Below are 23,336 nucleotides of genomic sequence, written 5' to 3' on the forward strand. Positions count from 1 at the left end.
TTCCGAGTGTATGAGGATCAGTTGAGTATCAAAACTCGGATCTGGATTTTTCAATCCATCGTCGCTTTTGCCGTCATCGCGATGGCGGCCACCTCCATTATCGCCATGAGGATGACCCAGCACTATGCCGACCGGGTCACCGGCGCCCGAAAAGAGTTGGCCATGACAACGCGCCTGGCCGTCGACGCCAATCGTTATTCGGAACAGATCGCCGAACTCATCTTGATGGGGCCGAGCGAGTTCCCCGATTTCGAAAACGCCCGCGCGGACCTGCACAACTCGTTCGCACTCATACAGCGCAGGGATCTCGCCAACGGATCATCCAGCCCGCAGGACGTTGCACCGTCTCGATATGACCGCATGCGCCTTTTGATAGACGGTATCGACCGCTCAGTGGAGCGTCTATTGACACTCTATTCCGCAGGCAAGCGCGATGAAGCCATCTCCTTATTCCGCACCGAGATCGAGAACCGCCTGGACGCCGAGTTCGAGCACCTCGTCGCCGAGAATGTGAAATCCAAGCAGCGCGAAGTCCTGAAACTGGAAACAGCCTCTGAACAATTGCGACACATGGTGACCGCCACCGTACTGGCATTGCTGGCGATATTATTGGCGTTGGCGTTCTTTTCCGGCTATTTTCTGGCGCACTCGATCGGTCGACCCATCCGAGCGCTGGCCGCCGGCACCCGCGCCATCGAGCAAGGCACGTTACAGCACCGCATCGGCAGTCAGGCGCGCGATGAACTGGGCGTGCTGTCACGTAGTTTCGACGCCATGGCCGCGCAACTACACTCACAGCACACCATGCTGATGATCGCCAAGAGTGAACTGGAAGACGATGTCGCGCAACGCACCCGAGACCTAGCACAGGCCAATCGCCGCTTGACTCAGCTCGACCATCAGCGCGTACGATTTTTGGCCGACATTAGCCACGAATTGCGTACCCCCTTGACGGCGTTGCGCGGCGAGGCCGAGATCGCGCTGCGCAGCAAGACCCCCCAGGAAACCGTATACCGCGAAGCCCTGACGGCAGTCGTGGCCCGCGCCGAAGAAATGGGTCGCCTGATTGAAGACCTATTGTTCGTTGCGCGTTCAGAAAGCGACGACATCGACTTCGAGGTGGCCCCGATGGATCTCAACGAGGTTGTTGTAACGGCGATGCAAGACACCGACGTACTGGCAAAGCAGCACGAGGTGCGACTGACCTTGCGTGGCGGCCCCCAGACCGGCACGGTTCCCGCCTACGGTGACAAGGTTCGGCTGAAACAAGCCGCCATGATCGCATTGGATAACGCCATCAAATATTCTGCTCCCGGCACGACGGTCGAAATCTCGGCGCAACGCAACAACGGCATGGCTGAAATCACCATACGCGACCAGGGTATTGGATGCGCGCCTGAAGATCTTCCCCACATTTTCCACCGCTTTTACCGCGGTGCGGTCGCCCGCGAGCGCTACGCCGCCGGGACCGGCCTGGGGCTGTCCATCGCCCGCTGGATCGTCGACAAACATAGAGGCACGATCGGACTCAGCAGCCGTGTTGGACAGGGTTCGACCCTCACCATCCGATTACCTTTGAGGGATAACCGTGTATAGCGCCAGAGTATTGCTGGTCGAGGATGACCCGCGCATCATTTCTTTCTTGCAACGCGGCCTGCAAGCCGAGGGTTACCACGTTGAGGTATCGCGCGATGGCCAACACGGGTACGAAACAGCGCGAGAGGGGGACTTCGACCTCGTCATCCTGGACCGCATGCTACCGCGGCTCGAAGGATTGGACGTATGCACCCGGTTGCGTGCCGATGGTTGCCGCTGCCTGATTCTGATGCTGACGGCCAAGGCCGAATTGCAAGACCGCATCGCAGGCCTGAAGCACGGGGCAGACGACTATCTGACCAAGCCATTCTCATTTGACGAGCTAGTCGCACGCATGCAGGCGCTGCTGCGCCGCAAACAGGAAAGCCGTGGCGCTGCCACGGTGCTCAGCGTGGGGAATCTGCAGCTCGATTTTGCAGCCAAAACGGCGTATCGCGGTGAGCGGCGTATTGACCTGACCGCTAAGGAATATGCGCTGCTTGCATACCTGATGGGACATGCTGGCACCGTCATCAGTCGCGCCCAACTACTGCGCGATGTCTGGTGCATGGATTTCGATCCCGGTACAAAAGTAGTGGACGTCTACGTCCGCTACCTGCGACGCAAAATCGAGCATGATGGCGAGGCGCCGCTAGTGCGCACCGTACGCGGCTTTGGCTACATGATCAGTGCAGATCCAGACTAGGGCACTATGCCATTTTGGCACCCTCACGTTGGTACTGATTTGCCCAGTTGCCGGGCAGCCTCCACAAAAGACGACTGCACAATATCCAGCAGCCGATGATCCGACTCGGCTTTGCGACGTACCATCGCGAGCGTGCGCACTGGGGCATTCGGCCCCAGGCTTACTTCGCGCACGGCATGCGCATGCAAATGCTCGACACGCAACCGTGGCAACACGGATACGCCGACGCCAGCCCCGACCATGGCGACAATCGCGTCTATTGACGGCAAATCGATCAATGCATGCCGTTGGGGTATCAGCTTTTCCACGAACTGCGCCGCCATCCGCCCGGCAACCATGCGTCGGTCAAAGCGAAGCCAAGGCTGCTCACGCAGAATCTGCGCTGGCGGCGCAGCTCGCAAGCCCTTTGGCACGACCAGCACCAACTCATCATTGAGTAGCTCGGTCCACATGAGCCGGCTGGATCCCCCGGTGGGCGGGCGAATCAATACCGCTACATCGATCCTGCCCGCTTTCAATTCATCCAGCAGGATAGGTGTCGAACCTCGTTCAATTTGTAATTCGACCTGCGGTGCATTGCGTAGCAAATCCGCAAAAGCCAACGGCAAAAGCGTGGTTTGTGCAGAGTCGGTAATACCCAACCTGACCAGCCCACCTGGGGCACGCGCCGCGTGGCTGCGCAATGCTTCGATATCGGCAATGGCGCGATCGACGGTACGAACCACCTCTCGCGCAAATGCCGTGGGCTGCACATGACGCCCGGAACGGTCAAACAACAGCTGGCCAAAGTACGCCTCTAGCTGTTTCATCTGCAGGCTAACCGCGCTGCGCGTCAGATTGACCTGCTCGGCAGCGGCGGTGAGGTTGCCATGCGCCACAACGGCAGAAAGCGTGGCCAAATATTGCAGTTTCATTGTCAAGAAACTCTTGCTTATCGAACGACGAATTATCGCCCATCACTTAAGCATATCGCTCTAGCATGTGACCTTCCTCGCTTTTTCCGGAATTTTCATGCAAGACCCACTCCGCCTACAGGACTATCCCATCGCCAGCCATACCTTGCCCAGCAAGTCCGCCAAGGGGGGATGGCAGGTGCCGAAACGCCTGCAGCGCGTACTGTCGTTGGCGGACTTCGAAGAGGCCGCTCGTCGTCATCTGCCTGCGCCCATCTTTGCGTACATTAGCGGTGGATGTGAAACCGATCGTGCACTACGAAGTAGCGAGGACGCCTTTGCCGACTACGACTGGGTTCCTCGTGCGTTCATCAGCACCTCGCATCGGTCGCTTTCCACGACGCTGTTCGGCGAACGCTGGGCGGCTCCCATTGGCATTGCGCCCATGGGGGTGAGCGCATTATCGGCTTATCGCGGAGATTTCATCCAGACCCAGGCCGCCGCGGCGGCACAGATTCCCGCCATCATGAGCGGCTCGTCGCTCATTCGCCTGGAAGATATCGCCGCCGCCAACCCCAAAGCCTGGTTTCAAGCCTATGTCCCCGGTGAACCGGAGCGCATCGATGCCTTGGTAGACCGCGTCGCTGCCGCAGGGTTTAAGACACTTGTCGTCACAGCCGACGTCCCTGTGTCGGGTAATCGCGAGAACAATATTCGTGCGCGCTTCACCACCCCGCTGCGCCCTAGCCTGCGACTGGCCTGGGATGGCATCACCCACCCGCGTTGGCTATTCGGCACGGCTTTTAGAACCATCGTGCGCCACGGCGTTCCGCATTTCGAGAACTCTCATGCCACGCGCGGCGCACCCATCATCGCATCAAGCGTGATGCGGGATTTCGGTGCCCGGGATCATCTGAACTGGACACATGTCCAACAGATACGCGACCGATGGAAAGGCCGCTTGGTCATCAAAGGCATTCTCTCCCCAGAGGACGCTCAAATGGCACGGCAATATGGCGCCGACGGCATCATTGTGTCTAACCACGGCGGTAGACAGCTCGATGGCGCCATTGCACCGCTACGTGCGCTACCACAGGTGGTACGCGCGCTCGGCCCAGATTATCCCGTCATGATAGACGGGGGTTTTCGACGCGGCAGCGACGTACTCATGGCGCTCGCGCTAGGCGCGAAATTCGTGTTCGTTGGCCGCCCCTTCAATTATGCAGGCACGGTAGCGGGGCAAGCCGGCATCACGCATGCCATCGGCATCCTTGCCACCGAAATGGCGCGCAATATGGCACTGCTAGGCGTACTTAGCCCGTCTGAATTAGGGCCACAGCATCTGCGGCGACGTCACGGCAGTTAACCCGCTCAGTCGCTGGTCCTTATTCAGGCCAGTCTCATACAAGACCTGCTGAGGCCGCGATCTTTCACGACCTCGGACTTTCAGAACATTTTCCTGATACCTTCGTAGGCTGAGTTTCTATGGTCAACGCGAGAATTTGCACGATCGCATAAAAGCCTGCTATAATTTTGGTCTTTGGTGGCCAGCTCTGGTTTACTAAAAATGCGGGAGTAGCTCAGTTGGTAGAGCGCAACCTTGCCAAGGTTGAGGTCGCGAGTTCGAGACTCGTTTCCCGCTCCAAATTTTGATCCACAGACTTCTACTGGGGTCTGTAGGTCATTGAAAAAAGGAGCTTCGGCTCCTTTTTTCATTCCAGCGAGTGCCACGGAAATCCACCCACAGCTACCGTTTTTGAGTGACCAAATAAGGCACAAGAATACGGGTGGGGCGGCTACCGGATAGTTGCTGGGGCTGAGCGGGAACCATGACGAGCATAGGGCCTAAGTCATTACTTAGGAGTCTCGAAATGGCGCTCTCTGATCTGACCGTCCGGCAGGCGAAGACCACCGGAAAACGCTACACCCTCTCCGACAACGACTGCCTGGGCCTGATGGTCTCAGCCGCAGGCGGCAAGTCATGGCAATTCCGCTACTACTGGCTGGGCAAGCAAAAGCGCCTGTGCCTGGGCGGCTATCCTGCCCTCAGCCTGCGTGAAGCCCGGACCGAGCGAGACAAGGCCCAGGCCCTGCTTGCCAGGGGGATCGATCCCCAGGTCGAGCGCGACCAGAAACGGCACGCGGCCAAGCTGGCGGGCGAATACACCTTCAAGACCGTCTTCGATGCTTGGGTCGAGCATCGCCGTAAGGAACTCAAGGAAGGCCGTCAGAGCACGCTTTCCCAGATCCTGCGCATCTTTAACAAAGACGTGCTGCCCACTCTGGGGAAGATGTCGATCTATGACATTCGCCGCCCTCAGCTTCTGGGCGTCCTGGCGGCGATCGAGAAGCGCAAGGCGTTCACTACTGCGGAAAAGGTCCGCACCTGGTTCAACCAGATGTTCCGTTATGCCCTGGTCATCGCCGAGGGGCTGGAGGTCAACCCGGCCGCAGACCTGGACGTGGTAGCCGAACCCAAGCCCCCGGTAGCCCACAACCCCTACTTGCACCTGCCCGAGATGCCCGAGTTCCTCCAGAAGCTCCGGCTCTACAACCCCCGTGGCTGGCAGACCCAGCTTGGCGTCCGGCTGCTGTTCCTGACCGGGGTGCGCACCGGCGAACTGCGGTTGGCCGAACCCGAACAGTTCGACCTCGACAGGGGCTTGTGGATCATCCCGCCGCAGATCGTCAAGCAGCTCCAGGATGAAATGCGCAAGGCAGGGAAGCGGCCGCAGGATGTGCCCCCCTATATCGTGCCGCTATCCCTGCAGGCCATCGAGATCGTGCGCTATCTTCTGGGGGTGATGCGGCCGGCGCAGAGGTACCTGCTGTCACACCGCAGCGAACTCAAGAAGCGCATCAGCGAGAACACCCTCAACAAGGCCGTGCAGCTCATGGGCTATGAGGGGCGCCTGACCGGCCACGGCATCCGCGGCACCATCTCGACGGCGCTCAACGAGATTGGCTACCCGAAGATTTGGGTGGACGCGCAGCTTTCCCATTCCGACCCCAATAAGGTGAGTTCGTCCTACAACCACGCCAAGTACGTTGAGCCGCGCCGTCGGATGATGCAGGACTGGGCCGATCGGCTCGACCTGCTCGAACAGGGCGAAGTGGAAGCCGCGAGCGCGCACCTGACCATCCGTATCGACGGGGTGCCGGCAATGGCAGAAGTGGAGGAAACGATGGATGCGACCCTCACGATGGCCGAGCCCACTCCTCCCGGCGTCCCGCCCGTCGTGGCCACGCCTATTGTCGTAACCCCGAGCAGCGGCGGGATCACGTTCCAGCGGCTGTCTCAGGTGCCGCCGCCTCCGACGCATGCCCCAGAGCCGGAAGTGTCCGCGATCCAGCGCGAGCGCGAGGAAATGCTGACCATCTACGAGTCTCCAAGCAGCTTGCCGGTCCCGCTGTTCGGCAAGCTGGCTGGAAAGTCCAAGGACCAGATCAACCGCGAACTGAAAGCGGGCAAGTTGCTGTCCATCAGTTTGGGTAATCGGGGGCAGCGTGTTCCCGATTGGCAACTGGTGCCGCTCAAGCACAAGCTGGCCCAGGTGCTCATGAACCAGTGCCTGCACGCGGATTCGTGGGATCTGTACCGCATGCTGACCCAGCCGCACCCTGACCTGGGGGACCGCGCGGCCATTGATGCGGTCACGCCGACCAACGTGCCGGCGATCATCCGGGTCATCATGGGCGACTACCAGCACCATGCGGATATGCCCGAGGCCATTGCCCCTTACCCCATCCCCGAGGATGTGCGGCAAAGCGTTCGTCGGCTGGTGGATAGCGCAGTAGTTCTAGACGGAGCATAGGGCTCTCAAACCTTGCAGGGGCCTTGTGGCCCCTGCATTACGCTTGCACCGCCTCCACGAGTTCGCTCAGCGTGCGCGGTGCGGGAGCGAAGAACACGGCGCCGGTGTGCGCCGTCGAGAAATCGAGCAGGCGGTCGTGCATGCCTGGCGGATCGCCGAGGAACATGCGCTCCAGCATCTTCTGCGTCACCCACAGATGCCTGGAGTAGCCGATGAAGTAGGTGCCATATTCGCCCTGGCCGGGGCGGCCGAAGGGCATGTTGTCGCGCAGGATGTCGTGCTCGGTGCCGTCGTCGTCCACGATTGTGGCGAGGGTCTTGTGCGATTTCTGGCCGCTCGTCGCGTCGGGCAATTCGACATTGCTGACGATCTCCCGGCCGATGATCCGCTCTTGCTCGTCCTTGGCGAGCCGAGCCCACGGCTGCATTTGGTGCAGATACTTCTGCACCACCAAGTAGCTACCGCCGGCGAACGCCTGATCTTCACTGCCGACCAGCGTCGAGGCGCCGATGTCGTGCCCGGTCGGGTTGGCCGTGCCATCGACAAAGCCAAGCAGGTCGCGGGAGTCGAAGTAGCGAAAACCGACCACCTCGTCGGCCACCGTCACGCTGCTGCCCAGTTGGTCCAGCAGCAGGCGCTCGAATTCAAAACAGAGATCCTCACGTTCGGCACGGATGTGAAAGAACAGGTCGCCGGGCGTGGCAGGCGCGGTGTGCTTGGCACCCTCGATGGGCACGAAGGGCCGTAGTTCCTTCGGGCGCTTCCCGGTCTGGAAACGGTCCCATAGCGCCGATCCCAGCGCAGTGATGCACGACAGCCGGCCGTTGAGATCGCGGAAGCCCACCGTTTTGATCAGGTCGTCCAGCCCGTCCAAGATGCCGGCGACCGCCTGAAGGGCCTCGTGGCCCTCGGCGACCGTCAACGTGAGAAACACCGCCGCGCGCGACAGCGGCGCATCGATGCTTTGCGAGTCAATTGGTACTCGGTCCCAACCACTTCCAACCATTCGTGCCTCCAAAGACCATGTTAATTCATCATATTGCCAAAGATGGAAGCGCTATCACTGGCGCGCTAACAGGTGCGTGCCGCGGTAATTACCCGAACGCAGCCTCGGCGAGAGCGGGCTATGGGATATTCGAGCAAGCCGCCCTATCCCTGGCAACCAGCATTGCCCTGTGCTCGAACCGCTCAGAAACAGCATTGGCTCGTCCGTGGGGCCGCTGCAGGTATGTCACGATCTCGTAGGGGCCGTCTGAAAGCGGTCGCATAGTGATCCCCCACGCATGGGCACGCTCCATGCGCGATTGCGCCGAGAGCCCCACACCGTAGCCAGCGGTGACCCAAAGCGCCATCATCTCGAACGAAGTCACATGCTGCACGCTCTGTTGGCTCAACGGAAGGGAAGACAGTCGCTGATCGAGCAGTAGGCATGCCTCCGCCGGCCAGCGAAACACCGGATAGTCCAGAAGCTCGGCAAGCGTGATCTTCGCCTGGGCAAGTAAGGGGGACCCCAGCGGCATTGCAACGGCCACGTTCTCGACCCAGAGCGGCTGGCTTTTCACGGCTGGAGCACCAGCGTTCCGAAGCGAGATTCCGGCGTCGTAGCGGCCTTCCTCAAGGCCCGTCATCAGGTCGTCGCCCGAGGTCTCAAAGAACGCGATGGTGACTTCAGGCTCCTCTGCGCGCTGAAGGGCAAGAAGCGTTATGAGGCAAGAGGATGGCACTCCAGGTGCGATAGCAAGCCTGAAATGGGAAAACTGGCTGGTGGCGTCATGCATGAGGGCCCCCAATAAGCGATCTGTCCAGAAAGGCAAACCAGCGTCGCAGTAAAGAGTGAAGTTTAACGTCGTTATCTTTAACGTGGTTAATTGTGGCAGATTGTTTGACGCTTCTGCTAATGCAGAAATCAACAATTCAGCCAGGCCGTCCTTCTGGCACATCGACGTATGAATCCGAGTCGGCGTTAGCCTTCGGACAGGCCGTGCGCGCTGCGCGCGTCGCTCAAGGAGTCGCGCAAGACGAGTTCGCATCTCGGGCAAGCATTTCGCGTTCTCACATGGGTAAGATCGAGCGTGGTGAGCACGTGCCCACGCTTCCGCTCATACTGAAAATTTCTACGGCACTCGGAATAAGCGCGGCTGACCTGATGACGGCGACCGAACGCAATCTGCGTGCCGACACCGATCCCTGAGTGTCTGGCTTGCCAGGCTCCGTCAACCGTCCGATGAGTCGCGTAGGCGAACGACAAATCGCTCTACCGAAGCCGATAAATTGCTGCCGTCGGGCCGAAGCAGGTAGGTCGTGATCACGGCAGAATCCATCGCCAAGGGGCGGATCACCACATCCGGCCGTTGAGAGATGGGAATCTTGGTCGCCGTCATGAAGCCGATGCCGTAGCCGGCGCCGACCAAGGTGAGCATCATGTCCAGTGAGGATACTTCCTCGACAACATTCAGCTTGTGCTCCAACGTGTTGAGCAGCCGCTTGAGTTCGCGGCAATAACCCTCGCATACCTGCGGGTCGCACAGGACAAGTGGATGGCCTTGGAGTTCTTGAAGTGGCACCTCCTTGTAGGTGAGCAATGAGTGCCGAGCTGGCACAGCAATCACCAGCGGGTCGTGCCAGATTGCCTCGGCAGCGATACCGTCGCCGACATCGGCCGTGTGCGCGAACCCGATCATGAAGTCGCCCGAGCGCAAACCGCGCACTTGCTCTGCCAGAGGCACTTCTGACAAGCGTATTTCGATCTCCGGCTCCTCGGCGCGACAACGAGCCAGAAATGCCGACAGTCGTGGATCGATAGCTCCATCTGATACTGCGATGCGCAGGCTACCGCGCAAGCCCGATGCCACAGCCTTGGCATTTTCACGAGCCTGTTCCAGCACAGTGAATAGACGGCGTACATCTTGCAAGAAGACCGCACCCGCCGCCGTCAGAACTGTTCCTCGTCGGTTTCGGTCGAAGAGCACTACGCCCAACTCGTCCTCAAGTTCCTTGATGGCTCGTGATAGCGGTGGTTGTTCGATATGCAAGCGCTCAGCCGCCCGCGTGAAATGTAGCTCCTCAGCAAGAACTACGAAGCAGCGAAGATGGCGCAGCTCCATAGGCCACCCTCCCGTTCCGACTTATCCAACACTGTGCTATCTCCCTATAGAAGTGACTGCCATTTCGGCGGCGGCGAGTTCGGCCACGTCTTTGGAAACTTCTGGCTAAATGAGCCAGGGCTGGGCTGATCGTGCGATGGCCCGAGGCCGGCACAACACCAGGCGAGACTGATCAAGTCCGTGGGGTGGTCAGGATCAGGCGAAGGCTATGTTCAGCCACGCACATCAATGGATGCCGCGCATCTTCTCCGTCCGACCCTTGACCGATTGCGAACCAGGCGCTCGAACACGCCTGCGGTTGATCATCACCTGCGGATTGCTGAGGTTCTGCTCCTGGCCCGAGCCAAGGCAAGCACCCCGTCAAAATCACAACGCCTTGGGGCAGCAGACAAATGCCGGCGAAAATATTCGCCGGCTTCAGTTGCTGGCCGGAGACTAGAGGAGCCAGAATGTCTCTCACCAGAAAGTGTGAGACATCCTGATGCGTAGCCCGCGCCGGATACTTACTGCCGCACTGAACCATGCGGGTCGATGACGTACTTGTATGCAGAACCCGCGTCGAACTCTTTGTACGCGGCGGGCGCGTCTTCGAGCTTGATGAACTTAGTGTTCATCATCGGCGAAAGGTAAGGCATGCGATCGTTCAGTATCGCCCGCATTAACGCGTGGTTGTAATTGGCCGTCGGGGATTGACCAGCCGACATTCGCGGCGACTTGATCCAGGCGTTGGACCATTCCAGATCCATATGGCCTTTCTTGGCTTTCGGGTCTTTCGAGATCGGGTTTGCGCAGTACACACCGACCGTGCTGGTCATTCCGCCGAAGCGGACATATTTGAGCATTGCGTTGGTAACAGCGCTCTCCACGATCTTGTCAGCCTCCGCGCCAAACCCGCGGCAGTCCACACCAACATAGTCGATGACGCGATCCACCTCCCTGTGCCCGGTAATGCGTTCGAGATGTTCCTCGATCGGCACGCCGTCGGAAAGGTTGATGGTTTCCACGCCGTGTGGCTTGAGAAGGTCCAGCCGCTCTTGAATGTAATCGGCAACGATGATGGCGCCTGCACCCAGAAGTCTGGCGCAGGCGGCACCCGCTCTGCCGACCGGCCCGGCACCGAAGATCAGGATGTTTTCGCCGACGACGTAGGCCGGTGCGGCTGGCCAATCAGGGCCAGCGAACCCATGGAAAGCTGTGGGTAGTACGTCAGAGAGAAGGGTCAGGTCGCGGATCTTTTCCATGGCGGCATCCTTGTCAGGAAAGCGCAGGAGATTGAAATCCGCATACGGTACGAAGAGATAATCACCTTGGCCCCCCGTCCAGCCACCGAGGTTGAACCCGTAGGCTCCGCAGTCGATTTCGGGGTTGGTGTTCTCGCATACATCGGAGCGCATATGCTTGCAGTTGTAGCAACGCCCACAACCCACATTGAAGGGGACGGAAACGATGTCGCCCTTCTTCACGACTTCGACGTCTGATCCCACTTCGATCACTTCGCCGGTCATTTCATGGCCCATGGTCATTCCCTTGGGAACAGCAAACGAACCGCGATAAATGTGAAGGTCGCTGCCACAGATATTTGTGGTAACTATTTTGAGGATAGCGCCGTGGGGTGCACTTTTCCCTTGAGGGGTTATCAGCTCTGGAAATTTGAAGGTGTTGACCTTCATTTCCAAGGGCTTCTCGAAAGTCACGATTCGGTTACCGGTCGGAGTCATTTCGTCACCTCTGTGCGTTAATGTTTCCATCTTCTAAATCGAAGTGGGAAACGAGACTTACCGCTGTCAAGAAGAACGATCGTGGTACTGCCTAGCCGTTGGCCGCGTCTCCTTCTGCGGTCTTGACAGCATCGGATCAAGCTCAGAAGTGGTCAAACTGGAATAATCTATGTGCAGATAGACACGATCTATCTACACGGGCTCGTCGAGCCGTGCTCGTCTCCTAGCTGGGAGAGGACAACGATCATCACTACATCGCGCCTCCTAGCTTGATCTAGGAATAGTCAGCTTGACCCAGCGAGACATGAGGAGGCCGCATGCAGCAGGTACTCCTGTCGCCCGTGTTGCCCCTAGACCTGGTGGCCTTCGATGGGTTGCTCAGCACGTGGCGCCTGTTAGCGGCGCACACGGCGTGCCTGCCATCTTTGCCTGGTTGAAGCAATACAGCGTTGCTCTTCGAGACTCGCTATTTCAAGGGGCTTTGGGATGAGTCTGCTTTGGGCTGGAACCGACGATGGATCGATATAACGGATTGAAGAGCGGCGGCCAGTTCTGGGGTGTGCACCATTTCGAGCAATGCGTGCGATGACGGTGCCTCGAACGCATTTTTCCCAGCAACGAATCCGACATTTGAGTGTGACATTGGTCCACTGATACCGATTGCGTGGAGATTCGGAATGTGTGCGAGTTGGCCGGCGAGAGATTGCGGAAGAACTGCCGAATATTTTCCTGTCGCCACGTGTGCCGATAGCACGTCAATTGAATCAGTGCGAATAGTCTGTGCGGTACATTGCGTCAGTCTATCTTGAATGGATTCAGGTACTGCCGAGTTCAGCAGGCACAGTTGTCTATTAAGAACATGGTCCCACGTTGTGCTTCGGGGTTGCTGTGTTCTAGCGGCGTGAAAAAGGAAAATGCGTTCACGGTACAGAAGGTGAGTATCGAAGTCTTCCCCTGGAATATCCTCCAAATGCATGAGTGCGATATCCAGATTGTTTTCTCGAATCGCCTGCAGCAGGGAAGAAGCGCCGGAGACCAGAATTGATTGTTGAAGTAAAGGTGTTTTTTCGGCAAGGGCGATGCTTAATGTGGGTGCTACGCCGGCAGTTCCTGGGAGTATCCCTAGCCGGAATTTCCCCTCTATACCCCGCCGTAGTGCGGAGATTTCTCGCTCCAGTCCTTTGCAGTCGTCATACATCTGCTGAGCCCAAGACAGTACGCGCATTCCTTCAGAAGTGAGCCCGTCGTAGCGTCGGCCATGACGCACGATCTCGACACCCATGTCTTCCTCCAATTGCTTGATGCCCGCGGAGAGTGTCGGCTGAGAAACATTGCAGCTTTTTGCCGCGTTGCCAAAATGGCCTTCACGGTGCAAAGCAAGCAAGTATTCAAAGTTTCTTACGATCATAGATTTTCTTCTGATAGAGTTGATTGAATTTTATACTTTTATGAAAAAACCTGTGCACGCTTCGATCTGCGTTCAACCTTGATCACGCAGGTGGCACGCATGAAAGGCTGTTGTGCGCAGTGCCCATTCAGTAGGCTCGGCTCGTCATCGGCGGCCAGCACCACAACGCACGGGACAGCCAATAGCGCGAACACAGGTGCTTCGCGCTGTAGGGCGAGTCGTCCTCATGTAGCTTAGCAGTTGGCGCGTTCTGGAAGGGAAGAAGCGGGAGTGGTGAAGCACGCAACCGCAAAAGGCGGTGCTAAGCTCTTGAGCTGCTCGGGTCGTGGCCGCGAGTCGTTGAAGCGGCCAGAGAATGGAGCCTGCCGTGGCCGTTGTGGAGTAGCTAGTACGCCATGCCCCCGGCGTTTCCTTGGCTGCGATTGACGGGCGTACCTGGCGGCAGATCAATAACAGCCATTTATGGATGAAGGAACGAGTGGAGTAAGGCAGATGAAGATATTCACGATTGGATTCACTAAGACCTCCGCGCGATCCTTCTTCACCAAATTAGGTGATTCTGGTGCCAAACGCCTAGTCGATGTTCGTCTGAATAATGTTTCGCAATTGGCCGGCTTCGCAAAGCGCGAGGATCTTCGGTATTTTTCCGAGGCGTTGTGTGGGATGGAATATGAGCACCTGCCAGCACTTGCTCCAACCAAGGACATGTTCGAGGCATATAAAATAAAAGGGGGAGATTGGGATATCTACGCGAGGAAGTTTCTGGATTTAATGTCGTCCCGAAAGATTGAGTCAATCGATAAAGAAAAGATTGATAACAGTTGCCTGCTTTGCAGCGAAGACAAGCCCCATCACTGCCATCGGAGGCTAGTGGCCGAGTACCTTGCAGGCAAATGGCCGAATGTTGAGATCGTGCATCTTTAGCAGGTGACGTAGCTCCACGCCTCCGGCGTCTCGTCTTGATGGCTGAGAGAGGCAAAGGCGCGCATCGGCGGGAGCCGCCGCCACACATGGGGCGTACAGAGCAATCTCGCCCGCCACGACTCGATGTCGGCGCTGAACGAGGCGAGTAGCTCCAGGTGCATTGGCAGACGGGCCGCTGGCTGACGTCGTGGCGCTCGGCGGATATGCACTGGGAAGCCCGCCCGTGTGTTGGGCTATCATGTTGGCGACGCCTACGCCCAGGTGGGGCGTGGCAGGATCGCCGTCATTTACACCCCAGTTTGGTACTGCTATAGGTCTTCCGAAATAGCCGATACATCAGGACAAATTGAAGTAGCTCAATTAGGAGATATCTAATGTCAACCGGTACGTTCATTCTGCACTCCAGCTATACGCCGGCGGGGGACCAGCCAGAGGCGATAGCGCGCCTGCTATCGGACATAGAAGAAGGTGCGACACACCAGACGCTGAAGGGTATCACCGGCTCTGGTAAGACCTTTACGATGGCCAATGTGATTCATCGTCTGAAGCGGCCCACGTTGATCTTGGCTCCTAACAAGACATTGACCGCGCAGCTTTATGGTGAAATGAAGCACTTCTTTCCTGAGAATGCTGTCGAGTACTTCGTTTCCTACTACGATTATTTTCAGCCCGAGATTTATATGCCGGGCACCGATCGTTTCATTCCAAAGGACTCGGCCATCAACGATCACCTTGAGCGCCTACGCCTGTCCACGACCAAATCCTTGATTGAGCGCCGCGATGTGATCGTCGTCGCTTCGGTGTCTTCAATCTACGGCCTGGGTGACCCGGAGGCGTACCGAGCGTTGCAGATCGCTCTGTCCCCTGGGGTCAAACTAAACCAGAGAGAGCTGATTCGTCGTTTGGCTCTGCTGCAATATGATCGCACTGAGCGCACTCTCAAACGTGCAACGTTTCGCGCTCAAGGTGATGTGATCGATATCTTTCCTGCTGATTCCGAGCATAGGGCAGTTCGGGTGGAACTGCTGGATGACTCTGTTGCGTCTGTTCAATGGCTAGACCCTGTTACAGGTAAAACGCTTGGGGCAATTGACCATTACTTGGTTTCGCCAAAGACGCTTTTTGCACCGCCCACGAATAAAATAGATTCCGCGTCCAAGAAGATACTCGCTGATATGGAAGAGCGGGTTGCCGAGCTGAACAGGAATAATCGCTTGGTCGAGGCAAACAGGCTGTACGAGCGGATCACGCATGACGTGGAGATGATGCGCGAGGTAGGCTATTGTTCGGGCATGGAAAATTATTCCTGCTACTTCAGCGAACGGGACCCGGCCTCGCCTCCGATCACATTGCTGGATTACCTGCCGAAAGATGGGCTTCTGTTCGTCGATGAATCCCACGTCATGGTGCCACAGATATCCGCAATGTACCGGGGGGATCAGGCGCGCAAGGAGACGTTGATAGATTACGGGTTCCGCTTGCCTTCGTCTAAGAACAATCGCCCGTTGAACTTTGGTGAATTTGAGAAGGTCAAGCCTCAGACCATCTTTGTTTCCGCTACTCCGGGAGACTACGAGCTGAGGGTGTCGAAAGACAGGGTTGTCGAACAAGTTATCAGACCAACGGGACTGCTTGATCCCAAGGTTGAGGTGCGGAAAGCGGACGGATACATAGATGACCTGCTTGCCGAAATATCGAAGTGCGTGAAGAAGAAAAATCGCGTGCTCGTGACTACGCTGACGAAGGTCAGTGCAGAAGAGCTAACGGATTTCTTGACGGACAACGGGATTCGAGCGCGCTACATGCATTCGGACATAAAAGCGGAGGATCGTGTTGAGATCATCAATGGCCTGCGCGCAGGAGAGTTCGATGTTTTGATTGGGATTAGTCTTTTGCGCGAAGGGCTGGATATTCCAGAGGCATCATTGGTTGCTATTCTCGATGCAGACCGTGCAGGATTCTTGCGTTCGGCCCATGCTCTCATTCAGATGATAGGTCGAGTCGCTCGGAATGAAAACGGCAAGGCGATCTTGTACGCCGACGCGGTGACTCCGGCGATGAAACAGGCGATCGATGAAACCAATAGGCGCAGGCAGCTTCAAATTGCCTTTAACGAGGAAAATGGGATTTCTCCGGCCTCGTCTGTGCGAAAACTAGCAGGAGAAGAGACGAATACGGAGGAGCCCACCGTTCACTCCGAGGCTTTCTGCGAGAATTTGTCCGACCTTTGCGATCAGATCACTGCCAAGGAACAGCAGCTACTCGAATTTACCGATACCGGTGACGAGCAGCGCGTCGAAGATATTCGTCGTCAGTTGGATGGTTTGTACCGGCAATTCATTTACATCTAATCGTTTGCCGGCATAGGGTTGCATGGCCGACCGATCTGCACCTGGCGCAAGCGGGCAGACGGTCGGCTCATCATTCAACCGGAGGGGCGAGCCGCCAAGGCTCAGTGCCCCGCTTTCCAGGGCGTGTGCCTTTCAGTGTCTTGCGACGTGTCAGCGCAAAGCTGGCAACGATCCAACGGCGACCAGCATTTCATCAAATACCGCTCGAACCCTTCCCGGAATGGGGCCACGCTGAGGCCGATAGACGTACAACCCCCATGCCGGAGGTTCTTCGCTCTCCAACACTCGCACGAGCTTCCCGCTGGCAATGTAGGGGGCGGCCATGTAGTCCGCCAGTTGCGCGAACGCGATCCCGGCCAGCGCCGCTCCCATTTCCATGTCGGCATTGTCGGCGACGAGAGTGGGTGCGGCAGGTGTCCACTGGCGTCCCGCCTTGAAGTGCCAAGGCCAGGGACGGCCGGTATTGATATCCAAGGCCACGGTAGCTGGCAGGCTGCTTAGCGCATCGATGTTTTCAGGTACGCCCACTTTCTTGATCAGGCGCGGAGCGGCAACGATCGGAAGTTTCATGTCGGCTGCCTTGCGTGCGACGAAGCGGCTATCACGCATGAATCCGACCCTGATTCCGACGTCAATCCCTTCGTCAACCGTATTGCTGATGCGATCGGACAGGCGCACATCCAGCGTGATGTCGGGATGACGCGCGGCCACGCGCTCCAGTGCCGGCAGCACCGCTCTGGTGCCCAAGCTGTGCGGTGCGGTGATGCGAACCGTACCGGACAGGGATGCCTGCTGGTCGGAGCCAGGCGTTCGCCACAGATCCTCGAACCGCTCCAATGCCGGGCGCACCTGGTCTAACAGCCCTTCGCCGAAGGCGGTGATGCGCACCTGGCGCGTGCTTCGATGAAACAACACCTCGCCGTAGTGTTGCTCCAGTTGCTGGATGGCACGGGTGACACCTTGCGGAGAAGTCCCCAGCCGGACGGCTGCATCGCGAAAACTGCTGCTTTCGGCCGCCACCCGAAAGATGCGCAGTAGTTCCATTTCCTTGTTCATGACGCACGCCTCATGGTCGGTTTCGCCGCTCGTTAATTGTTCCAGATGGTGGAATTATAAAATCGCAACAATTCCATATACAAGGGAGGCGCGGTTGCCCAGACTGACAGCACCCCGGAATGCTCCGCTCCGAACAACCCAACAAGGAACGCGAATGAACGCTGCGACTCTCATCACTGCCTACTACGACGCCTTCAACCGCGGTGACCGCGAGGCCATGCTGTCAATGTTGACCGATGACGTCGCGCACGATTTGAACCAGGGCGCTCGTGAGGTCGGTCGCGAAGCCTTCCGCGCCTTCCTGCAGCGCATGGACCGCTGCTATGGCGAGCAACTCCGCGGGATCGTGGTGATGGTCAGCGCCGACGGCCTGCGCGCAGGCGCGGAGTACGTGGTGCATGGCGAATACAAGGTGACGGACGACGGGCTGCCGGACGCCCAGGGCCAGCGCTACGTGCTGCCGGGTGGCGCGTTCTTCGAGATCCGCGATGGCAAGATCGCTCGTGTCACCAACTACTACAACCTCGGCGACTGGATCGCACAGGTCGGAGGGGACGCCTGAAATGACCAGCGACGTGCAGGTGCTGGTTCGTCGTGGGCCGGACATTGCCGAATGGTTCGACACCGTGGCACATCTGCGGGCGAAGGTCTTCCGCAGCTTTCCATACCTGTACGAGGGCGACATCGAATACGAGAAGCACTACCTTTCCATGTACGCCCGTTCGGCAGACAGCCTGTTGGTGCTCGTGCTCGCTGATGACGTGGTTGTGGGTGCGTCCACGGGGTTGCCGCTCGGCGATACGGAGCCGGCCTTCCAGGTACCGTTCGCCGATCGAGGAATCCCGATGGAGGCAGTGTTTTACTGCGGCGAATCAGTCCTGCTCCCAGCCTTTCGGGGCCTTGGCCTGGGCCATCGCTTCTTTGACGAACGCGAAGCGCATGCCCGTTCGTTGGGCGGCATGCAGTGGACATCGTTCGCGTCGGTGGATCGAGCAGACGACGATCCCCGGCGTCCTTCCAACTACCGCAGTAATGATGCCTTCTGGACCCGTCGTGGCTACGTGCGACAGTCGGACATGAAGGTTACGCTGCCCTGGAAGGAGGTGGGTGAGCCGACCGAAACCGAGCAGACGCTCACGATGTGGCTGCACTCTCTGGAGAACGCGAAGTGAAAGTAGCAGTTGCGAAATATGCAGTGGGTAAGCCGACGGACTTCGAGGCATTTGCTGCGCGGCAGCGACTGGTTCTGGAGGAGGCGCGCCGTGGCGGAGCGGAACTGGCCGTGTTGCCCGAGTATCTATCCCTCGAACTGGCTGCAACGTTCAAGCCTAGCATCCGCCGTGATTTCAACGCCTCTCTGGCCGCGCTGCAGGCCTTGCAGCCTGCTTGGCTGGCACTGTATGCCGACCTGTCGCGCGAGTTGTGCATGACCATTCAGGCCGGTACGTTTTTGACCCAGGTTGGTTTGGACCGCTACCGCAACCGAGCTTGGTGGTTTGCGCCTGACGGTACACGCGACTACCAGGACAAACTGCAGTTGACGGGGTTCGAGAAGGACACCGGCGTCATCGAAGGTGGCGACGAACTCAAGGTGTTCGACCTGAACGGTGTGCGTGCCGGCATCGCTGTTTGCTATGACAGTGAGTTTCCATTGCCCGTGCGAGCCCAGAGAGAGGCGGGAGTGCGCCTGCTGCTGGTCCCGAGCTGTACCGACACCCAAGCAGGTGCAACCCGGGTCCGTGTGGGCTGCATGGCGCGGGCGCTGGAGAACCGAATGTTCATCGCGCAGGCCGTGACGACCGGAGCTGCTGACTGGAGTCCGGCGTTGGACACGAACACTGGCGAGGCCACGATCTATGCACCAATGGATCGTGGATTCCCGGATGATGGCATTCTCGCGACGACTTGCGGCACGCAGACATGGGCGATCGGTGATCTTGACGTTGAAGCACTCGAACGAAACCAGGAACAGGCCCAGGTTGCGGTCGATCGTGACTGGGACGGCCAGATGTTGCCTGCACTGCGGAAGGCTCGGTATTCGGGTCGTCAGGTCGCCTAGCCGGTCTCATCTTGTTAGCTTCAGTTCGATGAGTCGGCTTAGATAGGCCACGTCTATCTGCGCATAGATTTTTCCAGTTTGACCAGTTTTGAACTTGCCCCGATGCTGTCGATACATGCAAGAAATATTCATTAATTTGAATGTTTTGCGCTTCTTGGGAACAAATCTGTACTAGCCTGTAAGCGTGCTCGAAGAGCACAGATTTTGTGGCGAAGTTCGGCCGCATATACTATGGGGGAGTATTGTATAATGCGGCGGTGTACCCAAGTAGAGAGGTGTTCGATGCCACACAGCCCGGAAGAAAAGAAGCAAGCACTGACGCGCATCAGGCGCATCAAAGGTCAGGTAGCGACTCTTGAGCAAGCGCTTGATGCAGGTGCGGAATGTCCTGCAATTCTTCAGCAGCTTGCGGCCGTTCGTGGGGCAGTCAACGGATTGATGGCAACGGTTCTGGAGAGCTATCTGCGGGAAGAGTTTCCCAGTAGCGAAATCAGGAGCGATTCGCAGAACAAGTCCATTGACGAGACCATCTCTATCGTCCGCTCCTATCTGCGGTAGAGGCACCAGGGTGCCCTCGGTGAGGGCAAATTTAGTTAGCTAGTAAAGGAAGCGACATCATGAAATCACGTGCAGCAGTTGCCTTCGGGCCAGGAAAGCCGCTGGAAATCGTCGAGATCGACGTCGAGCCGCCGCGCAAGGGCGAGGTGCTCATCAAGATCACGAACACCGGCGTTTGCCATACCGACGCCTTCACCCTGTCGGGCGACGACCCCGAAGGTCTCTTCCCGGTCGTGCTGGGTCATGAAGGTGCGGGTATCGTCGTGGAGGTGGGTGAAGGTGTGACCAGCGTGAAGCCTGGCGATCACGTCATTCCCCTCTATACCGCCGAGTGCGGCGAGTGCCTGTTCTGCAAGTCCGGCAAGACCAACCTGTGTGTCGCGGTTCGTGCAACCCAGGGTAAGGGGCTGATGCCCGATGGTACGACTCGCTTCTCGTACAACGGTCAGCCGCTTTACCACTACATGGGCTGCTCGACCTTCAGCGAATACACGGTCGTCGCCGAAGTCTCGCTGGCCAAGATCAACCCGGACGCCAATCCCGAGCACGTCTGCCTGCTGGGCTGCGGCGTGACCACCGGCATCGGCGCCGTGCACAACACGGCCAAAGTGCAGCCGGGCGACTCGGTGGCCATCTTCGGCCTCGGCGGCATCGGTCTCGCCGCGATTCAGGGTGCACGCCAGGCCAAAGCGGGCCGCATCATCGCCATCGATACCAATCCGGCGAAGTTCGAGCTGGCTCGTACCTTCGGCGCGACCGAATGCCTCAATCCGAAGGACTTCGACAAGCCGATTCACGAGGTTCTCATCGAGATGACCGGCTGGGGTGTCGATCACACCTTCGAGTGCATCGGCAACGTCAACGTGATGCGTTCGGCTCTGGAAGCTGCCCATCGTGGCTGGGGCCAGTCGATCGTCATCGGTGTCGCCGGTGCCGGCAAGGAAATCTCGACCCGTCCGTTCCAGTTGGTCACCGGCCGGACTTGGAAGGGCTCTGCTTTCGGCGGGGTCAAGGGGCGTACCCAACTTCCGGGCATGGTGGAAGACGCAATGAAAGGCGAGATCGATCTCGCCCCGTTCGTCACCCACACCATGGGTCTCGACGAGATCAACCACGCCTTCGACCTGATGCATGAAGGCAAGTCGATTCGCACGGTGATCCACTACTGATCACCCACTATCCATTCAACACCAACCATCAAGGAAACTAACCATGTCCACTCCTGTCATTTCCGGCGACGGCATCTTCTCGCACGTCTTCATCGGCGCCGCCGACGTCCAGAAGTCGGCCGCGTTCTACGACGCCGCCCTGGGTGCTCTCGGCATCAAGAACCTCGGTCCTTTCGGCAACGGATGGGTGCTTTTCGGTCGCGAAAAGCCGGCTTTCATCATCGCCCGTCCGGGCAATGGTGAAGCGCCTTCGAGCAACGGCGTGACGGTCGGCTTTGCGGCCGCCACTCCCGCCGAAGTGGATGCCTTCCACGCCGCCGGCCTTGCCGCAGGCGGCACCGACGAGGGCCAGCCTGGCCCGCGTGGCCACCTGCCGGGTGCCTATGCGGCCTACCTGCGTGATCCGGCGGGCAACAAGGTCTGCTCGTACACCTTCGTCTGAAAGCTAGGAAGCTGAGGGCGTTCTGAAAGGGCCAGCACAAGCCTCTACACGGCGAGCCTATTAGACGGACCGTGTAGAGCGGTGTCTGCTCATGAAGATCGGCCCGCAGCCATGTGCGAAACGCATGGCTGCGGGCATTTGCTTTGAAGCGTGTTTTTCAACCAAGAAGAAATGAGGTCGTTATGAAAGAGCCGGCCAACATAAATACGACGACCGTACAACCCACCCCGACCGCCACCGTGTACGGCATGCCGGCCTACACCGATCGTGCTGCCGCCGTGGGTGAAGTGCATGCGCGCCCGCATCTGTTGATTCAGGCCCCGCGCGGCATATTGCAGCTCGCTTTCATGACCGAAGGCGACCAGGCCAAGGATCAGATGGCGATGAGCGAGTTGTCTCATCGCTTCGGCGTTGCCGAACCCGACCATGCTACGCCGCTTCACGGCGTGACATGGGACGAAGGAGACCTGCACTGTGAAAAGCACACCGAGTTCTCGACGTATCTCTGGTGCGCTTCGCTGGATTCCGAGACGGGAGAGCCGTGCGGCGAAAACCCGTTCAGGCATGGATTTGTGCCTCCCGGCCCGGTCGTATCCGGCATCCGTTTGAGACTTCTTCCGTGGACGCCGGAAACGGAGAAGGAGGCCGATCGCTTCGATCCTGCCAGCCTGTGCTACTCGCTGGTGGAGAACGGCTCTGCCGCCATTCTGACCGACTTCCGACAGGATGAGGATGGCCTGACGCAGATCCTCGTCCTGGCCCGCGATTTGACCCCGGCGCGGGCGGGTGCGCTGGCTCAACGTCTGCTGGAGATCGAGACCTACCGTACCTTGGCGTTGCTGTCCCTGCCGTTGACACGATCGATGACGTCGGAGCTGCGACGCATGGAGTCGCGCCTTGCGGCGATCACCGACGAGATGTGTACGAGCTTGGTGGAACGGCGCGACAGCGACGTGCTGCTGTCCGAATTGACCGGCCTGGCTGCCGAGCTGGAAGCTGGAGTTGCGGCGAATCTCTATCGCTTCGGTGCCAGCCGTGCCTACTACGAGATCGTCGAGGAAAGGCTGGCAGCGCTTTCGGAAGAGGCCGTATCCGGGTACTGCACCTGGGCGGATTTCCTGCAGCGCCGCATCGCTCCAGCCATGCGGACATGCCAATCCGTAAAGGAGCGCCAGGCCAAGCTCTCAGACAAGCTGACCCGGGCCATCGCGTTGCTGCGTTCCTGGATCGACGTTGAGCTTGAACGCCAGAACCGCGATCTGCTGGCGTCGATGAACAACCGGGCCAAGATGCAATTGCGCCTTCAGCAGACCGTCGAAGGCCTGTCGGTCGCGGCAATTTCTTATTACGTCGTGAGTCTTCTCGGCTACTTGCTCAAGGGCATTCCGATGGTTCACGACAGCGTGGCGCCGGTGATGGCGGTTCTGGTGCCTGCGGTGATGCTGACGATCTGGTGGATCGTGCGCAGGATCAGGCATGCCCACGGCGACACGGTGGCGGAAGAGAAATCTTCCTGACGAGCTGCCGTCTTGGCGCGCGAGAGCTGCGCCGTTCCTTT

The 23,336-nt window shown here is 58.5% G+C and carries 21 protein-coding genes and 1 tRNA gene; 15 read left to right on the plus strand and 7 right to left on the minus strand.

Annotated elements, in window-relative coordinates; translation table 11 throughout:
- Window positions 1–21 precede the first annotated feature (21 nt).
- Together ACNAZS_RS11235 and ACNAZS_RS11240 are read left to right on the plus strand one after the other, a co-directional pair.
- Window positions 22–1,596: a sensor histidine kinase gene (locus ACNAZS_RS11235; RefSeq protein WP_415789268.1), complete on the plus strand. Its 1,575-nt coding sequence runs from the start codon at window positions 22–24 to the stop codon at window positions 1,594–1,596.
- Window positions 1,589–2,281: a response regulator transcription factor gene (locus tag ACNAZS_RS11240; protein ID WP_415789270.1), complete on the plus strand. Its 693-nt coding sequence runs from the start codon at window positions 1,589–1,591 to the stop codon at window positions 2,279–2,281. The genes ACNAZS_RS11235 and ACNAZS_RS11240 overlap by 8 nt, the downstream gene beginning before the upstream one ends.
- Before the next feature lie 23 nt (window positions 2,282–2,304).
- On the opposite strand, the gene ACNAZS_RS11245 is transcribed toward ACNAZS_RS11240, so the two are convergent.
- A complete protein-coding gene (locus ACNAZS_RS11245) occupies window positions 2,305–3,195 on the minus strand; it encodes a LysR family transcriptional regulator (protein WP_415789272.1) in 891 nt (296 codons plus the stop codon).
- 97 nt (window positions 3,196–3,292) lie between these two features.
- Between ACNAZS_RS11245 and ACNAZS_RS11250 the strand changes: the two genes are divergently transcribed.
- The 3 genes from ACNAZS_RS11250 to ACNAZS_RS11260 all read left to right on the plus strand — a co-directional run bounded on the left by ACNAZS_RS11250 (window position 3,293) and on the right by ACNAZS_RS11260 (window position 6,989).
- Window positions 3,293–4,540, plus strand: a complete 1,248-nt coding sequence (locus tag ACNAZS_RS11250; RefSeq protein ID WP_415789274.1) for an alpha-hydroxy acid oxidase — start codon at window positions 3,293–3,295, stop codon at window positions 4,538–4,540.
- A 203-nt stretch (window positions 4,541–4,743) separates the two neighbouring features.
- A tRNA-Gly gene (locus ACNAZS_RS11255) sits at window positions 4,744–4,819 on the plus strand.
- A gap of 226 nt (window positions 4,820–5,045) precedes the next feature.
- On the plus strand, window positions 5,046–6,989 hold the full coding sequence (locus ACNAZS_RS11260; protein ID WP_009459572.1) for a tyrosine-type recombinase/integrase: 1,944 nt from the start codon (window positions 5,046–5,048) through the stop codon (window positions 6,987–6,989).
- Between the two features lie 37 nt (window positions 6,990–7,026).
- On the opposite strand, the gene ACNAZS_RS11265 is transcribed toward ACNAZS_RS11260, so the two are convergent.
- Together ACNAZS_RS11265 and ACNAZS_RS11270 are read right to left on the minus strand one after the other, a co-directional pair.
- A complete protein-coding gene (locus ACNAZS_RS11265) occupies window positions 7,027–7,995 on the minus strand; it encodes a Dyp-type peroxidase (RefSeq protein ID WP_009459580.1) in 969 nt (322 codons plus the stop codon).
- 118 nt (window positions 7,996–8,113) lie between these two features.
- A complete protein-coding gene (locus ACNAZS_RS11270; protein ID WP_023095485.1) occupies window positions 8,114–8,929 on the minus strand; it encodes a substrate-binding domain-containing protein in 816 nt (271 codons plus the stop codon).
- Between ACNAZS_RS11270 and ACNAZS_RS11275 the strand changes: the two genes are divergently transcribed.
- A complete protein-coding gene (locus ACNAZS_RS11275) occupies window positions 8,887–9,180 on the plus strand; it encodes a helix-turn-helix domain-containing protein (protein WP_009459591.1) in 294 nt (97 codons plus the stop codon). The two genes, ACNAZS_RS11270 and ACNAZS_RS11275, sit on opposite strands and share 43 nt — an antisense overlap.
- Window positions 9,181–9,202: 22 nt before the next feature.
- On the opposite strand, the gene ACNAZS_RS11280 is transcribed toward ACNAZS_RS11275, so the two are convergent.
- The 3 genes from ACNAZS_RS11280 to ACNAZS_RS11290 all read right to left on the minus strand — a co-directional run bounded on the left by ACNAZS_RS11280 (window position 9,203) and on the right by ACNAZS_RS11290 (window position 13,219).
- On the minus strand, window positions 9,203–10,093 hold the full coding sequence (locus tag ACNAZS_RS11280; protein WP_019726376.1) for a LysR family transcriptional regulator: 891 nt from the start codon (window positions 10,091–10,093) through the stop codon (window positions 9,203–9,205).
- Window positions 10,094–10,596: 503 nt separating this feature from the next.
- Window positions 10,597–11,811 (minus strand): glutathione-independent formaldehyde dehydrogenase, encoded by a 1,215-nt coding sequence (locus tag ACNAZS_RS11285; protein WP_009459598.1) that lies wholly within the window; start codon window positions 11,809–11,811, stop codon window positions 10,597–10,599.
- A gap of 466 nt (window positions 11,812–12,277) precedes the next feature.
- Window positions 12,278–13,219, minus strand: coding sequence for a LysR family transcriptional regulator (locus ACNAZS_RS11290; RefSeq protein WP_009459599.1), 942 nt, complete (start codon window positions 13,217–13,219; stop codon window positions 12,278–12,280).
- 492 nt (window positions 13,220–13,711) lie between these two features.
- Between ACNAZS_RS11290 and ACNAZS_RS11295 the strand changes: the two genes are divergently transcribed.
- Together ACNAZS_RS11295 and uvrB are read left to right on the plus strand one after the other, a co-directional pair.
- Window positions 13,712–14,143, plus strand: coding sequence for a DUF488 domain-containing protein (locus ACNAZS_RS11295; protein WP_009459601.1), 432 nt, complete (start codon window positions 13,712–13,714; stop codon window positions 14,141–14,143).
- Between the two features lie 374 nt (window positions 14,144–14,517).
- Window positions 14,518–16,494: an excinuclease ABC subunit UvrB gene (uvrB, locus tag ACNAZS_RS11300; protein ID WP_009459603.1), complete on the plus strand. Its 1,977-nt coding sequence runs from the start codon at window positions 14,518–14,520 to the stop codon at window positions 16,492–16,494.
- 150 nt (window positions 16,495–16,644) lie between these two features.
- Here uvrB and ACNAZS_RS11305 read toward each other — a convergent pair whose 3' ends face one another.
- The gene (locus ACNAZS_RS11305; RefSeq protein ID WP_009459605.1) at window positions 16,645–17,550 is read right to left on the minus strand and encodes a LysR family transcriptional regulator; all 906 of its coding nucleotides are present in this window, start codon (window positions 17,548–17,550) and stop codon (window positions 16,645–16,647) included.
- Window positions 17,551–17,704: 154 nt separating this feature from the next.
- Here ACNAZS_RS11305 and ACNAZS_RS11310 point away from each other — a divergent pair, with 154 nt between their 5' ends.
- The 7 genes from ACNAZS_RS11310 to ACNAZS_RS11340 all read left to right on the plus strand — a co-directional run bounded on the left by ACNAZS_RS11310 (window position 17,705) and on the right by ACNAZS_RS11340 (window position 23,295).
- Window positions 17,705–18,112: a ketosteroid isomerase-related protein gene (locus ACNAZS_RS11310; protein ID WP_009459611.1), complete on the plus strand. Its 408-nt coding sequence runs from the start codon at window positions 17,705–17,707 to the stop codon at window positions 18,110–18,112.
- Window position 18,113: 1 nt separating this feature from the next.
- Window positions 18,114–18,722, plus strand: a complete 609-nt coding sequence (locus ACNAZS_RS11315) for a GNAT family acetyltransferase (RefSeq protein ID WP_009459619.1) — start codon at window positions 18,114–18,116, stop codon at window positions 18,720–18,722.
- On the plus strand, window positions 18,719–19,609 hold the full coding sequence (locus ACNAZS_RS11320; protein ID WP_009459621.1) for a carbon-nitrogen hydrolase family protein: 891 nt from the start codon (window positions 18,719–18,721) through the stop codon (window positions 19,607–19,609). Before ACNAZS_RS11315 ends, ACNAZS_RS11320 begins: the two co-directional genes overlap by 4 nt.
- Before the next feature lie 282 nt (window positions 19,610–19,891).
- On the plus strand, window positions 19,892–20,167 hold the full coding sequence (gene frmR, locus ACNAZS_RS11325) for a formaldehyde-responsive transcriptional repressor FrmR (protein ID WP_007182548.1): 276 nt from the start codon (window positions 19,892–19,894) through the stop codon (window positions 20,165–20,167).
- Window positions 20,168–20,226: 59 nt separating this feature from the next.
- Window positions 20,227–21,336: an S-(hydroxymethyl)glutathione dehydrogenase/class III alcohol dehydrogenase gene (locus ACNAZS_RS11330; RefSeq protein WP_011871467.1), complete on the plus strand. Its 1,110-nt coding sequence runs from the start codon at window positions 20,227–20,229 to the stop codon at window positions 21,334–21,336.
- A gap of 43 nt (window positions 21,337–21,379) precedes the next feature.
- Window positions 21,380–21,778: a VOC family protein gene (locus ACNAZS_RS11335; RefSeq protein ID WP_009459624.1), complete on the plus strand. Its 399-nt coding sequence runs from the start codon at window positions 21,380–21,382 to the stop codon at window positions 21,776–21,778.
- A gap of 182 nt (window positions 21,779–21,960) precedes the next feature.
- On the plus strand, window positions 21,961–23,295 hold the full coding sequence (locus ACNAZS_RS11340) for a DUF3422 family protein (RefSeq protein WP_019726353.1): 1,335 nt from the start codon (window positions 21,961–21,963) through the stop codon (window positions 23,293–23,295).
- Window positions 23,296–23,336: the final 41 nt, after the last annotated feature.

This window comes from Bordetella tumulicola (genome assembly GCF_965138755.1).
Classification (GTDB): domain Bacteria; phylum Pseudomonadota; class Gammaproteobacteria; order Burkholderiales; family Burkholderiaceae_B; genus Bordetella_A; species Bordetella_A tumulicola.